This is a genomic window from Clostridium sardiniense, assembly GCF_019753795.1.
In the GTDB taxonomy this organism is placed as follows: Bacteria; Bacillota; Clostridia; order Clostridiales; family Clostridiaceae; genus Clostridium; species Clostridium sardiniense.
On sequence record NZ_JAIKTU010000001.1, the window covers coordinates 367,154 to 382,490 of the forward strand.

The 15,337-nt window shown below is 26.6% G+C and carries 17 protein-coding genes; 12 read left to right on the forward strand and 5 right to left on the reverse strand.

Annotation, left to right across the window (positions count from 1 at the left end; translation table 11 throughout):
* The first annotated feature begins 184 nt into the window (after window positions 1–184).
* The 9 genes from K5V21_RS01640 (at window position 185) to K5V21_RS01680 (ending at window position 8,673) form a co-directional block, all read left to right on the forward strand.
* On the forward strand, window positions 185–1,660 hold the full coding sequence (locus K5V21_RS01640; protein WP_221858569.1) for a protein adenylyltransferase SelO: 1,476 nt from the start codon (window positions 185–187) through the stop codon (window positions 1,658–1,660).
* A 406-nt stretch (window positions 1,661–2,066) separates the two neighbouring features.
* On the forward strand, window positions 2,067–2,621 hold the full coding sequence (locus K5V21_RS01645; protein ID WP_221858570.1) for a UBA domain-containing protein: 555 nt from the start codon (window positions 2,067–2,069) through the stop codon (window positions 2,619–2,621).
* Window positions 2,622–2,772: 151 nt separating this feature from the next.
* Window positions 2,773–3,330 carry a UBA domain-containing protein gene (locus tag K5V21_RS01650; RefSeq protein WP_221858572.1) on the forward strand — a complete coding sequence of 186 codons (558 nt, stop codon included), beginning with the start codon at window positions 2,773–2,775 and terminating at the stop codon, window positions 3,328–3,330.
* The gene (locus K5V21_RS01655; protein WP_221858574.1) at window positions 3,330–4,010 is read left to right on the forward strand and encodes a response regulator transcription factor; all 681 of its coding nucleotides are present in this window, start codon (window positions 3,330–3,332) and stop codon (window positions 4,008–4,010) included. The genes K5V21_RS01650 and K5V21_RS01655 overlap by 1 nt, the downstream gene beginning before the upstream one ends.
* Window positions 4,003–5,265: a sensor histidine kinase gene (locus K5V21_RS01660; protein WP_221858577.1), complete on the forward strand. Its 1,263-nt coding sequence runs from the start codon at window positions 4,003–4,005 to the stop codon at window positions 5,263–5,265. The genes K5V21_RS01655 and K5V21_RS01660 overlap by 8 nt, the downstream gene beginning before the upstream one ends.
* A gap of 271 nt (window positions 5,266–5,536) precedes the next feature.
* Window positions 5,537–5,992: a DUF2798 domain-containing protein gene (locus K5V21_RS01665; protein ID WP_221858579.1), complete on the forward strand. Its 456-nt coding sequence runs from the start codon at window positions 5,537–5,539 to the stop codon at window positions 5,990–5,992.
* Between the two features lie 315 nt (window positions 5,993–6,307).
* Window positions 6,308–6,586 (forward strand): SHOCT domain-containing protein, encoded by a 279-nt coding sequence (locus tag K5V21_RS01670; RefSeq protein WP_245000607.1) that lies wholly within the window; start codon window positions 6,308–6,310, stop codon window positions 6,584–6,586.
* Between the two features lie 70 nt (window positions 6,587–6,656).
* On the forward strand, window positions 6,657–7,346 hold the full coding sequence (locus K5V21_RS01675; protein WP_407927682.1) for a response regulator transcription factor: 690 nt from the start codon (window positions 6,657–6,659) through the stop codon (window positions 7,344–7,346).
* A gap of 1 nt (window position 7,347) precedes the next feature.
* Window positions 7,348–8,673 carry a sensor histidine kinase gene (locus K5V21_RS01680; RefSeq protein WP_221858585.1) on the forward strand — a complete coding sequence of 442 codons (1,326 nt, stop codon included), beginning with the start codon at window positions 7,348–7,350 and terminating at the stop codon, window positions 8,671–8,673.
* A 32-nt stretch (window positions 8,674–8,705) separates the two neighbouring features.
* On the opposite strand, the gene K5V21_RS01685 is transcribed toward K5V21_RS01680, so the two are convergent.
* A complete protein-coding gene (locus tag K5V21_RS01685; RefSeq protein ID WP_221858587.1) occupies window positions 8,706–8,915 on the reverse strand; it encodes a DUF3955 domain-containing protein in 210 nt (69 codons plus the stop codon).
* A 685-nt stretch (window positions 8,916–9,600) separates the two neighbouring features.
* On the opposite strand from K5V21_RS01685, the gene K5V21_RS01690 reads away from it, so the two are divergent.
* Together K5V21_RS01690 and K5V21_RS01695 are read left to right on the forward strand one after the other, a co-directional pair.
* Window positions 9,601–10,362 (forward strand): class I SAM-dependent methyltransferase, encoded by a 762-nt coding sequence (locus K5V21_RS01690; protein ID WP_221858589.1) that lies wholly within the window; start codon window positions 9,601–9,603, stop codon window positions 10,360–10,362.
* Between the two features lie 53 nt (window positions 10,363–10,415).
* Window positions 10,416–10,988, forward strand: a complete 573-nt coding sequence (locus K5V21_RS01695) for a class I SAM-dependent methyltransferase (protein WP_221858591.1) — start codon at window positions 10,416–10,418, stop codon at window positions 10,986–10,988.
* A gap of 528 nt (window positions 10,989–11,516) precedes the next feature.
* On the opposite strand, the gene fliB is transcribed toward K5V21_RS01695, so the two are convergent.
* The 4 genes from fliB to K5V21_RS01715 form a co-directional block, all read right to left on the reverse strand.
* Window positions 11,517–12,716 carry a flagellin lysine-N-methylase gene (gene fliB, locus K5V21_RS01700; RefSeq protein WP_221858593.1) on the reverse strand — a complete coding sequence of 400 codons (1,200 nt, stop codon included), beginning with the start codon at window positions 12,714–12,716 and terminating at the stop codon, window positions 11,517–11,519.
* A 547-nt stretch (window positions 12,717–13,263) separates the two neighbouring features.
* A complete protein-coding gene (locus K5V21_RS01705) occupies window positions 13,264–13,491 on the reverse strand; it encodes a hypothetical protein (protein ID WP_204593412.1) in 228 nt (75 codons plus the stop codon).
* Between the two features lie 10 nt (window positions 13,492–13,501).
* Window positions 13,502–13,891, reverse strand: a complete 390-nt coding sequence (locus tag K5V21_RS01710; protein ID WP_307495081.1) for an SHOCT-like domain-containing protein — start codon at window positions 13,889–13,891, stop codon at window positions 13,502–13,504.
* Window positions 13,892–13,908: 17 nt separating this feature from the next.
* On the reverse strand, window positions 13,909–14,271 hold the full coding sequence (locus K5V21_RS01715) for a DUF2089 domain-containing protein (RefSeq protein WP_204593413.1): 363 nt from the start codon (window positions 14,269–14,271) through the stop codon (window positions 13,909–13,911).
* Between the two features lie 528 nt (window positions 14,272–14,799).
* Between K5V21_RS01715 and K5V21_RS01720 the strand changes: the two genes are divergently transcribed.
* A complete protein-coding gene (locus tag K5V21_RS01720; RefSeq protein WP_308119013.1) occupies window positions 14,800–15,258 on the forward strand; it encodes a peptidoglycan recognition protein family protein in 459 nt (152 codons plus the stop codon).
* Window positions 15,259–15,337: the final 79 nt, after the last annotated feature.

Consider the following 15,337-nt stretch of genomic DNA (forward strand, 5'->3'; position numbering starts at 1 on the left):
TTTAGTAATATAAATTTATTAAATAGTTAGAACTTAAAGAAAAGATAGCTAGAATAATAAATTATGAGAAGTATAAACTAAAAAGAGCTTAGTTATTATATGTTTATATCTGAAAAATAATAGAAGCTATGCTTTTTGTTTAATATAAAAACTATACAAAAATAAAAGAAGAAAGGGAGATACGATGAGAGAAAAAGAGGGAACAATAGAGAGATGGTTTAATTTAGAAAGTACTTATGCTAGACTTCCAGAAAAGTTTTTTACTAAACAGAATCCAAGTCATGTACCATCACCAAAATTAATTAAATTAAATTATCCGTTAATAGAGTCATTAGGATTAAATGCAAAGGCTTTAGAAAGTACTGAAGGAGTAGACATATTTGCAGGAAACAAGATTCCAGAAGGAGCTAAACCTATTGCGCAAAGCTATGCAGGACATCAATTTGGACATTTTACTATGTTAGGTGATGGAAGAGCTGTATTACTAGGAGAACATATAACTCCAGAAGGTGAGAGAGTTGATATTCAGCTTAAGGGTTCAGGTAGAACTCCATATTCTAGAGGTGGAGATGGAAAAGCATCACTTGGTCCAATGCTAAGAGAATATATTATAAGTGAAGCAATGAATGCCTTAGGTATTCCTACAACTCGTAGTTTAGCTGTAGTTACAACAGGTGAGTCAATAATTCGTGAAACTAGGCTGCCTGGTGCAATATTAACTCGTGTAGCTTCTAGTCATATACGTGTTGGTACATTTCAATACGCTTCACAATGGGGAACAGTTGAAGAACTTAGAGAATTAGCAGATTATACATTAAAAAGACACTTTAAAGAAGTAGAAAATAAAGAAAATCCATATCTTTTCTTGCTTCAAGAAGTTATTAAGAGGCAAGCAGAGCTTATTGCAAAATGGCAATTAGTTGGATTTATTCATGGAGTAATGAATACTGATAACATGACAATTAGTGGAGAAACAATTGATTATGGGCCTTGTGCTTTTATGGATACCTATGATCCTGCAACTGTATTTAGTTCTATAGATATTCAAGGTAGATATGCCTATGGTAATCAACCTGGTATTGGAGGATGGAATCTTGCAAGATTTGCAGAAACTTTATTGCCACTTTTGCATATCAATCAAGATGAGGCTTTAAAGCTGGCGCAAGATGCAGTTTCAAATTTTGCAAAGCTTTATAAAGATAAATGGATTTCAGGAATGAGAGCAAAGCTAGGTATATTTAATGAAGAGGCAGAGGACGAAGAGCTAATAGAAAATCTTTTAAATATTATGAAAGAGTATGGTGCAGATTACACTAATACATTCCGTAATCTAACTTTTGATAAAATAGAGAGTACAGAACTTTCAGGTAATGATGAATTTAATAAATGGTATGAGTTATGGCAGGCGAGATTAGAAAGACAAGAAGAATCAAAGGATGATTCAAAGGAGCTTATGAAAAATAATAACCCAGCAGTAATTCCACGTAATCATAGAGTAGAGGAAGCTATAGATGCAGCAGTAAAAGATGGAGATTATAGCGTTATGGATAGACTCTTAGATGCTCTTTCAAAACCATATGCTTATTCTAAGGAACAGGAATATTATTCTATATTACCTGAACCATCAAATTGTAAATATAAAACTTATTGTGGGACATAAAAATATAAAATTTTTAAAATTAGAAGCTAGTAAAATAGATTAAGTTTTACTAGCTATTTTATTGAATTATAAATATGTTTTTAAAGACCTTATATATTTGCACTCGATACTGAATTACAATAATTATAGTTGAATTAAAAAGTACATATCTATGAAATTCTAAGTAGAACCTTATATTACATTAGCAATCAAATCTGCTATTCCAATCTCTATTTCATTGTCTACTACAATATCTCTCAAACTACTTTCTACGGAAGAAGTATCTATCACAATCTATATTACACATATTAATACTTCTAAATAAGATTTTAATCTAATTTTAATCTTTCTTATATTTTAGATTAATTTTCTAAAAGTATTATATAACCATAATGAATCAAGTAATGAATTTGTGGAGGTAATATAAATGGAAAGAAATGAAATGATTGAAATTTTAACTAAAAAGGTTAATATAAGTTGTGAAGAGGCACAAGAAGTATTAGAAAAATGTAATTGGGATCTCTTAGACTCTATTATTTATTTAGAGAGAAGCGGAAAAGTGGAAAATAATGAAACTACTGCTATAATCGAAATGAAGAAAGAAGATCAAGAGAAGGAAGAGTCGCAGGAGAATAAAGAAGATAATAAAGAGCATGATGAGAAATTTGGTGGTATTGGAGAAGTTGTAGGAAGAGTATTTAAGTTCTTAGGGAAGATTTTAAAAAAAGGAAATAATCATTTCTTTGAAGTTAGAAAGGAAAATGAAAAACCAATAAGAATATCATTAACAATATCAGTACTCTTATTAGTAGTCTTATCAGTGCCAAGTATAATTTTGTTAATAGTAGGATTGTTCTGTGGATATAAATATTCAATTTCAGGTCCTAATGTTAATTATGATGGAGTAAATAATATCTTTGAAGAGGTATCAAAATCAGCAGAAAACATTAAAAGTGATTTTAAAGAAGGGTACGAAAAATAATATATAAGTTTAACAAAGAGGTTTTGGAAAATATTCAAGGTCTCTTTATTTTTATGCTGTGGAAATACTAATGGTAATGATATAATTTAATAGATAAGGATAGAATTAAGATAATTGATTTTAATTATGCCATAGGTATGGAGGACTATTTATGGAGAAGCTTAAACTTGTAGATAAATTACGAGATAGAACTAATATAAGTTATGAAGAAGCTAAGAGTGCTTTAGAAAATAATAATTGGGATATACTAGATGCCATGCTGTATTTAGAAGAGAATGGAAGAGTAGAAAAGCCTTCTGTTAGCATATTTTATACCAATGAATATAAAGAAAGTTACACTAGTCAGGGAGAAATAGGTAATATTAGTGAAAATAGAGATAATAACGATTCTAAAAGTAAAAATAACTTTGAGGGAATTTTTGAATCTATATGTAAAGCTATAGATACTTGCAATAATATCTTTGTTGAGATTAGAAGAAGCGGTATAGGACTTTTAAAGATACCACTTACTGTATTAATACTACTTTTATTGTTTACCTTCTGGATAATCATACCTCTAATGATTGTTGGATTATTCTTTGAGATAGAATTTTTAGTATCGTCTAAAAGTATTAATACGGATAAGGTAGATAAAGTAAATGAAGTATTTAGTGAAATAGCAAAAAATGCCCAAATTATAAAAGATAAGTTTAAAAAGGGGTTTAATTAATGATTAAGATTTTAATTGTTGAAGATGAAGAAAAAATAGCCAGATTCATAGAGCTAGAGTTAATACATGAGGGGTATAAAGTAATAAAGACGAATAATGGTAGAACAGGCCTTGAAATTGCAGAGAGGGGAGAAGCTGATTTGGTTATTCTTGATGTTATGCTTCCTGAACTTAATGGACTTGAAGTATTAAGAAGGCTAAGAAGAAGTTCAGAGATTCCTGTTATAATGCTTACTGCAAGAGATGCTGTTATGGATAAAGTATCAGGACTTGATGCAGGAGCAGATGATTATATAACAAAGCCCTTTGCAATAGAAGAATTACTTGCAAGAATAAGGACAGCTCTTAAAAAGAGAGTAGTTACAATAAAAAAAGATGAAGATGTACTAAGCTGTGGTCTATTAACTTTAGATAAAATGAGACATAAAGTAATTTATGATAATACAGAAATTGAATTGACTAATAGAGAATTTAATTTGCTACAAATATTAATGGAAAATAAAAATATAGTACTAACTAGAGATGTGCTTATAGAAAAAGTATGTGGTTACGATTATTTCGGAGAAACAAATGTAATAGATGTTTATGTAAGGTATTTAAGAACAAAAATTGATGATGCTTTTAAGGTGAAAATAATAACTACAGTACGTGGTGTAGGATATGTAATAAAAGATGAGTAAGAGTAAAAAGAATAAGAATAAGAATGTTACATCTATTGCAATAAAGATGAATGCTATCTCTGTAAGAGATTTATTTTTTAAGTTTCTTTTAATTGATATATGTTTAATCATTATCTTAGTTGGTCTTTGGTGCATGGAATCTGAAAAGAGCTTCTATGGTGAATTAGTACAAAATGCGCAAAGGTCATTTAATTTTTATCCTATAGAAACAGCAAACTATACAGTTACTTGGGATAATGGAAAGACTATGGTTAAAGAAGCTAGTACTTTTTTATATAGTATTATAAAAATAATTATAGTTTTAGGAATAGTGGAAGGAATATTTTTATTAGAAGAAATAATATTTGGTACAGCAAAAATTAGAAAGGTTTTAAAACCACTTAATGAAATAGCAGAAACAGCAAGTAGGCTTAGTAATATGGATTTTGATGAGGAAAAATTTCAGAGCCTTGAGGATGCTATAGCTAAAATTAGTCCTGTAACATCTGATGAAAGAATACACATGGGTGATAGTGAACTTCAAGGGTTAGAGGATGCAATAAATAAACTTTTAGATAGAATGAGAGATTCTTATAGGCAGCAGGCAAGATTTGTTTCAGATGCATCACATGAACTTAGAACTCCTATTTCTGTAATTCAAGGTTATGCAAATATGCTAGATCGTTGGGGTAAAAATGATGAGAGTGTATTAGAAGAATCTATTACAGCAATAAAATCTGAATCTGAAAATATGAAAAATTTGGTTGAGCAGTTATTATTCTTAGCTAGAGGTATTAATGGAAAAACTCAGCTTACTATGAATGAATTTTCACTTAATGATATGATGAATGAAGTTTTAGAAGAATCTAAGATGATAGATAAAAACCATATATATAATTATATTAATTCAGAAAATATAAGTGTTTATGGTGATATAGGCCTACTTAAGCAGACTGCTAGAATACTAGTTGAAAATGCAGCTAAATACACAGATAAAGGAGAATATATAACACTTAGGATAGGAAGAAATGATAAAGGAGAAGCTTATTTTTCTATTCAGGATAGTGGAATAGGGATGGATGAGGGTGATGTACCTTATATATTTGAACGTTTCTTTAGAGCTGATACGGCAAGAGTTAGAAAAGATGGTGGAACTGGTCTTGGGCTATCTATAGCAAAATGGATTATTGATAACCATAGGGGATACTTTAGTGTTTTAAGTAGAAGGGAAATAGGTACAAGAATAACAGTATTTTTACCACAAAATAATAAATAGAAAAAATAATAAAAAGCTACATTATACCTGTTAAGAAGAAATTATTCAAATAATGATATGTAAGAAATAAGTAAATTAAAAATAATTCATGGAATTAAAGCATCTTTAATATAGATGCTTTTTATGTTTTATAAGGATAATAAGATAACTGGAAGGAGAGTAAAATTTATATTTTGATTAAATCAAATAAAATTGTTAACAAAATAGAAACTTACATCCATTTAAAAAAAGCTGATATAATTCTTAATGTTAATTAAGGAGGAATAAAATTATGCCAACAACGAAAAAGGAAAGTTTAGTTTTTACAATTATTATGTGTGCATTTATGGTATTTGTTATGAGTGTATACAATGTATCAGTACATTCAGGAGGTTTTTCAAAAGATGTTATCACGGAAGCACTAGTGGGATTTCCACTTGCATTTATAGTTGGAATGATATGTGATTGGTTTATTGTATCAAAACCTGCAAAAGCATTAGCATTTAAATTTATAAAGAAAGAGGACAAGCAAATAAAAATAGCTATTTTTATTTCAACATTTATGGTATGTGGTATGGTATTATGTATGTCAATGTTTGGAGCTATACATAATGTTGGATTAACAAAAGATTTACCATCAGCGTACATAACAGGAATAGGTATGAATTTTATTGTAGCTTTACCATTACAATTACTAATAGCAGGTCCTATCGTAAGATTTATATTTGCTAAAGTATTCAATAAATAAAAATATAATTACGTCATATTGCATAGAAATAGTTTCATTTGTTGTATTTAAATTATTAGAAATGCTTACATATAAAAAAAGATAGAATCTGTAAAGCATATGTAGAATTTAAATAATAATTAAAAGATTAAATTTTGCAATAGATATTTAATCATTGATATAATATAACAAAGGAATAGAGACAATAAAAATATAATGAAACAATATACATTAACTATACATAACTCCAAATAAGAAACATAAAAAAGTCATAATGTTGCCATATTTTAATTAGATAATGTATTTAAATTAGAGATATAAGGAGGAAACATTGTGATGGGATATGGAAGTTGTTTTGGAGATGGAGTTAATAATATAGGCTTTGGAGGAAATGGCATAGGCTTCGGTGGACATATGATGGGTTTTGGAATAATAAATCTTTTAGTATATGCAATAATAATAGGATTAGTTATTTATGCTTTAATTTATGTATTTAAGAGAAGTAGCCTATCAAAAGGAAATGAAGCTTTAGAAAAATTAAAGATGATGTATATTAATGAAGAAATTTCTGAAGAAGAATTTGAGAAAAGAAAGAAGATAATAGAAAGCAAATAATAGAGAGAAAATAGAGAAGAACTGTCTTAAATATCTTTTAAGATAGCTCTTTTTTATTTAACTGAAGGCGGTGAATAATTTGAATTTAGGTATATTATTAGTAGAAGATCAAGAAGAAATAAGAAATGTTGTAAGTAAATACATAGAAAATGAAGGCTATAGATTATATGTTGCAAAGGATGGTTTTGAGGCTCTTGAAAAATTTAATGAAAGTGATATTAGCTTAGTTGTTTTAGATATTATGATGCCTGGAATAGATGGATTTGAAGTTCTAGAAGAAATAAGAAAAATATCAGATGTACCAGTTATAATGTTAACTGCAAAGCAAGAGGAAATAGATAAAATAACGGGATTTGATTTAGGTGCTGATGATTATGTATCAAAGCCATTTAGTTCAAGGGTGCTTATGAAAAGGATAAAAGCCATATTAAAAAGAGTATATAAAGAAGATAGTAATATAGTTTTAAGATATAACTCTTTAGAGCTTAATGAAAGCAGTAAAAAGCTGTTTAAAAATTCAATAGAAATAGAAATAACATCAATAGAGTTTAATATATTGAAGGTATTTTTAAAAAATAAAGGTCAAGTTTTAAGCAGAGATCAGATAATAAATAAAGTATATGGGTATAATTTTGATGGAGAAATTAGAAGCGTAGATAGTTACATAAAAAGAATAAGAAAGAAAATAGAAGATGACCCTAAAAATCCAAAACTTATTATAACTAAGTATGGTGCAGGTTATGTATTTGGAGAAAATTAATATGACAATTAAAAAGCAATGGCTTATAACACTTGTAACAGTTGTAATAGTAACTGTATTTATAAATACAGTTTTACTTACAATACTTATAAATAAAAATTTTAATACCTATGTTTCTAATACCTATAAGGAAAATGTATCTAAAATAATAAGTACAATAGAAGAATCGAGCAAAAAAGATATATCAAATATGCAGCTTGAGATGAATTTAAAAGGTCATTTAGATGATCCAATCGTAGGAATTATCATTTATGACAATTATGGTAGAGAGATATTAAGTGTTGGAAATACTATGATGCATCATATGATGATGGGAAGTACTAGAGAAGATGTTGAATCCTATGATGTAAAAGATAAAAGTTCTGATATAGGCAAAGTATACATAGTAAAAAATGCTTCAATTGATGGATCAAGTACCATTAATATATTTAAGAAAACACTTGTCATGAATAGTTTGATAGTTAGTGCTATAGTTATTTTCCTTGCCATAATAATAAGTTTGTATATGAGTAAGAAAACTGTAGATGATTTAAAGAAAACTGAGGAATTAGCTCAAAATATAAATTTAGGTAATGATACTAATATTAAATTATCCAGTATAAAAGAAATAAGGTTTATTCAAGTAAGTCTGCAAGAGCTTAGTAGTAAATTGAAGTTAAAACAAAAGGGAAGAAAAAAGCTTATAGATGAAATGATTCACCAGACAAGAACTCCTTTAACTATATTAAAATCTCATGTAGAAGCATATGAAGATGGCATATTAGAATTAAATAGTAGTGAATTTAATATTTTAGAAGAACAAATAGATAATGTAACATCCATAATATCTAATATGAGCGAAATGATAGAAGGAGAAAAGGATTTAGAAGAAATAAAAATAGAGAAGGTGAACCTAAATGATTTAATAAATCAAATAGGAAATGGACTAAAGCTTCAGTTTAAAAAGAAAAATATAGACTTTAAAATAGTAGAAAATAATAATATATCCATAAATACAGATAGATATAAATTAAGTCAAACTATTTATAATATACTCACTAATTCATATAAGTTCACTCTAGAAGGTGAAACTGTAATATTAGAGATTTTTAAGGAAGATAAAAATATAAAAATAATAATAGAAGATACAGGGATTGGAATAAAGAAAGAAGATTTAAAAAGAATATTCGAAGCATATTATAGAGGAGTAAATACAAATAAAATAAAAGGTGAAGGTATAGGGCTTTATGTAGCATATGAAAACATAGAAGCTATAAAAGGAAAAATAGAAGTAGAATCTAAATGTGGCATAGGAACTAAGTTTATTATAATGCTTCCATATACTTAAAAAGTATATGGAAGCATTTTTATATTATTAATTTAAGCTTTTGCATGTTTTTTATATAAAGAGTATATTCCTTTAATTGATACTGAAATTATACCGATAAAAAGGAATATATATGCTATAGGAATTAAAAAGAATGGTTCTACAAGTGTTCCATCAGGAGCCACTTCTGAACCTATAATATTAAAGGATATTAAGCAACAAAAACTTAAACCAAATGGTAAAAGATAAATAAACTTTTTCATATATAAATCACTCCTTAATATTCTGTATTTATGATCATATATTAGCATATGGGAAAATAAATAGCAATAAAAATATATTGTAAAACAATAAATAAGTATTATTTAAGAATAAAATTAGTGCTGAAACGAAGTTATGAAACTAGTGATTTAAAGTAAGTTTATAAAGTCTTAGAATATAACAAAGGAATATGCTTTTATAAACTATGCAGCTTTTGTTCAATATCTAAAACAAGAGGATGAAGAACTTGAATTTATCAATAATGACATATGGGGAATATGGGACATAAATCTAATTATTATTACCTTCAGAGATTAAGATAATAATAAATTATATTAAAAAATAAGTATGATAAATATCTTAATAATGAATACATAGTAATAAATTAGCTGAAAAAGGAGTGTTCATATATTACACTCATATTCTTTTTTTATAGAAGTATTTAAAAATATATTAGAATATAAATTATATACAAATAATGGTAATAATTATATAATCTATATATAGATTATATAAATAATATATTTGAAAGTAGGTGAATATCTTTAATGAGAATAACGCGAATTAACTACTCGGTGCAGTTTAGATAATCTGATAGTAGATTGTATCGAGATAAATTAATTTACTATCAGCTAACTGCACTGCTTTTATTATAAGAAAAATAGTAATATAAAGGAGTAAACAGTTATGGATTATAATAAATTAAAAGAATTATGGAAAATGGATGAGGATATGAGTTTTAAGGGATGGGATTTTTCTTATTTAGATAATAGATGGGAAGAGGAACTTATACCTTGGGACTATAAAAATATAGTAGAAAACTATTTAAAAAATACGTATACATTACTTGACATGGGTACTGGTGGAGGAGAATTTCTATTATCATTAAAGCATCCCTATAAAAAGACTTCAGTAACAGAAAAATGGGAATCTAATGTGAAAGTATGTAATGAAAGATTGGCTCCGTTAGGGATAGATGTAAATCAAGTGTATGATGATAAAAAGTTACCTGTTAAAGATAACTCCTTTGATATAGTTATAAATAGGCATGAATCCTATGAAGAAAAGGAAGTAAAAAGAATATTAAAGCCAAATGGAATATTTATTACTCAGCAAGTTGGTGGCAAGAATAATGAAAGCATGTCTAAGAGATTAATAAAAGACTTTAAGCCACAATTTTCAAATATTAATTTAGATAATGTAGTAATAGAACTTGAAGAAAATTCTTTTGATATTATATACCAAAATGAATATTTTCCATATTTAAGATTTTATGATGTTGGAGCAATAGTGTATTTTGCTAAAATCATAGAATGGGAATTCCCTAATTTTTCTGTAGATAATTGCTTTGATGAACTTTGCAAATTAAATGATGAATTAAAGACTAAAAGTTATATTGAAAGTCTTGAGCATAGATTCATTGTTGTATGCAAAAATATAAAGAAATAGATATAAAGATTATATATAAATGGTTATTTAAAAGAATATAAGGTGGAGTTAAAATGGAATATATGGGAAATAAGAATTATTGGGATGAGAAGTTTTTTAATAGAAGTGATAAACTATTAACTCCAGAAAAATTATTAGTTCAAAGTATAAAGTATTTCAAGAAAGGGACAGTTCTTGATATTGCATGTGGAGATGGAAGAAATACAATATTTCTAATTGAAAATGGGTTTAGAGTAACAGGAATTGATTTTAGTAGCAAAGCGCTTAATCGCTTAGAAAGATTTGCTAAAAGAAAGAACTATTTAGTAAATACAAAACAAATTGATTTAAGCATAGATGGGTCACTAGATCACATTGGTATATTTGATAATATTGTAATTAATCACTATAGATTAAATAAGAAGCAACTTAAAAATTTAAAAAATCATTTAACCGATAATGGAATTTTATTTATCTGTGGTTTTGGAGATAATAATAAGGTAGATTCTAAATTTAGAAAAGAGGACTTAATCAAATTAACTGATTTTGAAGATATAAATAAGTCATTTCAGTTAATTAATTATATTGAAAATCAAGATGAGAGAGGAACTGTCCTTACTTATATTTTTAGAAAGATAAAAGCTTAAAACAGAGATATAAAATTATAAACATTGGAGGAGGATTATCATTGTAGTATTAGTGTTGCTAATTTGTTTAGCTATAATAAGAATTTATATATGTGACAAAGTAAAACTAGACTATTTCTTGGCAGGACTGTATCCAGTAAATATTATAACCTTTATCATTACATCACTTGCTATTGCATTAAATAGCAAAAGTAAAAATATGAGCTTTTTAATTAATTCAATAATGATTATAGGAATAATTATATTTATTTTGGCATCAATATCTAGTTTGAAGAATATAAAAAATCAAAATATAAAAATTAACAAACCAATATTATGTTTAACTAGTATAATATGCGTTATAACTATAATACCAGCCTTTTTAATATCAATTATAATGCTTTTAATAGACTTAGGAATGTTTATAAAACATATAAGTTCCTTAGATTCATATAGGAAATTTGTAAAGTAAATAATTTATATTAAATAAGAAAATATAAGTGAGTAAATATATAAGTCTTTAGACTTATATATTTACTCATTTTTTAATTAACTATTCTCTAGAATAGATTTAAATACTTTATTATGTTCAGTATCTTTACTTAAAGCTTGAATAATTTTTATTATTTGATTTTCTGTAATCATCTCATGGGAATATTCATAAGAGCATAGAAGATACCCCTTAATAATTCTATAGCTATTAATAAGAATCTTTATACTATCACTTAAATTTTCTCCTCTATTAAAAGGTATAATATTCTTAAAGATTTGGTTCACTAAATAGTTTTCAAAGATGTAAGAATAATTGCTAAGTTCAAAATCTCTAGAGCTAACTTTATTAGAGCTATTTAGATTTGATTCAGCAATGGTATTACAACTTATATTACTAAAATCATCTTCTACATTTAAAATATCTTTTCTTAAATTACCTAAATAAGCTTTTAGCCTAGTTCCAATAACCTTATCAAAAATATTATCATTTAAGATTGAATTATAAAAGCTAGTATTTTCTACAAATAATTCTCCTTTTAAAGAATCAAAATCCATAGAATCATCAGCAAAGTTTTCTAAAAGTATCTCAATATCATAATAATCTTTAGTATCACTTAAAGCTTCCTCTCTTAAAATTTCAAGTTCTGTATAAAAGCTTTTAAGTATATTAAGTCTTTCCTCAATGCTAAAATTTCTATTCTGCATTATGTTTATTGAGTTAATTCGTATATCCCAGAAATATTGAAGAAGACTATCAGTGCCACTAAAGGCTTCACTATCTATCATTCTTCTTATCTCAACTGCATCTTCATCTAAATCTTCGTCCAATTCTATAAATTCCATCTTTTTTTTATTTAAAAGTGCTTTATTACATACTTCAGAACAGGAAGGAAGACCACTTTTCTCATATATATCATCAACAATATTAAAAACTCTAGGATATCTTTTACAAGTTATAGAAAGATTATCCTCACCACAAGAACCATGGATATCACAAAGCATATTTTTATTTAAGAAAGGACATTTATTTTCTTCACCAATAATCATAAATCCATAATTAAATGAATCATCAAGTATATTACTTCTAATATATTTATCCTTAACTAGAGCTTTAAGATTGTCACTACTATTTTCATATTTATTAAATGTAGCTTCATCTATGTTTACATCCCAACCAGCACAACAAGTATCAGTACAATTTGGGCCAACGCAACTAAATCCTTTCATATATTCAGGCATAAAAAAACTAACTCTCAAAATGTAACACCATCTTTCTTGGATAATAATACAATTATATTTATCCCTTATAGTTGTTAAATTATATGAGTTTAAGCAAGCTTAATTAAGATTTATCCTAAATTCAATATAAGATTACAGCTGTAATTAAAATATTTTTTATATTGTTATCATTAATTTGCATTTTGTTTACATGCTTTAATATTTTAACACTTATATGAAAGTTTGGGGATAAAATGTTTATTTAGAATTTAAAAAGTTAATAAAAAAATAAATTTAGAATAGTGAAATGAACCTTATCATAAATAAGCCTCCAAATATTCGATTTGGCTAAAGTGAACTTGTTTAGCAAGCGAAAGTAAGAATAGTTTCATTAAAGAGGTGAGATTTTTACTGAATTTGGATTTTCAAATAAGAAATAGTCCTAAGTATAAGGATGTTTATATGAGTGAGATTGATGATATTCAATTAGGCGAGGAAGATAAAATTTATGTAATAAGCAGTTATAGTTATTAATTCAAAAAAAGGTTGTTCACTTTGACCAACCTTTTAATGGATATTCCTTATGCTATATTTTAACGGTGATATGTTCACCACTTTGAGACACAACTTCTACCACTTTTAATCCTTTATATCTCTTTAAGCTACCTTTTACTGCTTTAAAAAGTTGTAAAGCTATCTTTTTTTCCTCTTTATTAAGCTGTTTTTTGGGAATGCATCTTATTATTAGGCCTCCCATAGATAACGGCACTGGTAAAGTTAAATTAAATTCTTTACTTTTTATTGAAACTATCATTTAGAAACCTCTAATCTATAACTATTTTAACTGTATCTCCTGAGCTTGAGCAGATATCTACTATTTCGCCCATAACTTCATTATCTAAGCAAGATACTATAGTATTCATTAGTTCATCTAGATCAATTTCATCCATACCTTCAACATATTTAGATATCGGTAATTTACCAGTAACCTTTAGAACTTCTTTGACTACCTTAATTGGTAACTTTATATTGACCTTATCTCCTTCATGACTTAAAATTTCAACTTTTAAAAATTTATCCTCATATTTTTTAGGGGTGATAGCTTCAGTATTTTTTGATGTATTTCCTAAAGCATCAATGATTTCCTTTGCTTTATCAGCAGAAATCTTACCTTCCTCAACCATTTTTAACACTGTCATAATTTCTTCGTTCACAATAATCCCTCCTAAATTTAATCTTTTAATTTACTAATTGCTTCATCAACTGAGATATCTCCATTTTCTAGAGCGGCTAAAATATCCTTATTTTCTTGTTTAACTTTAGTTTCTTTTGATGAATAACCTAAACTTTCAATAACCTCATCTAATTTCGCCCTAACTGTTGGATATGAAATGCCTAGATCTCTTTCAACTTCTTTTATATTTCCCCTACATTTTATAAAGGTTTCTATAAAATATAATTGCTCATTATTTAAATAATCAAATTTAGATAATTCAAATTCATTATCTATAACAGTATTACAACTATTACATCTTAATCGTATTGCCTTTAATTTATTAGAGCATACTGGACAACGACTTAATAACTTATACATAAATTACCTCCAATCTCTAATAATAAATTACTCCTTTTTTTATGAAATGTAAAGAGTTTTATTAAATATTTTAATTATTAAATTAATTATATTAATATATTTATATATAATATTAATATAATTAATGTATTATATTAATATTTTTAATGTATATGGGTTTTGTATATTGATTGCAAAAAATGAGTAATGTAAATAGTACTACTTAAAGAGAATATCATTATTTATAAAATCTTCAGTACTAACTGTGCCATGATATAATTCTTATGATTTATTTATGGTTATGAACTAGTATAATCAATGAGAACCAATCCTATATAGAGTTGGTTCTTTTTTGTTTTGTATGGAAATGAGTATATATCAGGGAAAGATTAAAAAAGTTAGAGGATTTTAAAAACTTTAGGAATACATGAAGCTTTAAGTAGTAATAAGAAATGAATTAAGGGAAGAACATATAATAATAGTGGTGCATTACAGGGAATAAATGGAGCTTATTTTATTTAGATCTTTAAGGAGGGTATATGAATATATATTAAAAGAGACGTAGTTAAATTTGACAAAGAGTTAGAGGAACTAAAAAAACCGAGTCTTATAATAATTCATCATACTGAAGAAATAGGGTGGGATATTCATAAAGTCCATAATTATCATAAAACTTTGGGATGGGAAGGAATTGGATATAATTATTTTATAGAGGAAAATGGAACTATAATTGAAGGTAGAGGTATGCATATAGGTGCTCACACTAAAGGTTTTAATAATAAGTCAATAGGAATTTGTTTAAACGGAAACTTTGATTTAAGTTATCCATCAAAAGAACAAATAAAATCATTATGTAATATGTGTAATATGCTGATGAATAAATATAATATACCGATAGAGCGTGTTATAGGACATAGAGAGGTTGAAGGAGTAACTAAAAGTTGCCCAGGATATTATTTTAATATGAATGAATTTAGAAGATATTTATTTAATGGATTACTACTCTAAAATGAGGTCAGAATGAAATATTTATGACCTCTTTTTACACCCCAAAATAGGTATATTAGGTATTAAAAAGGGCAGAATT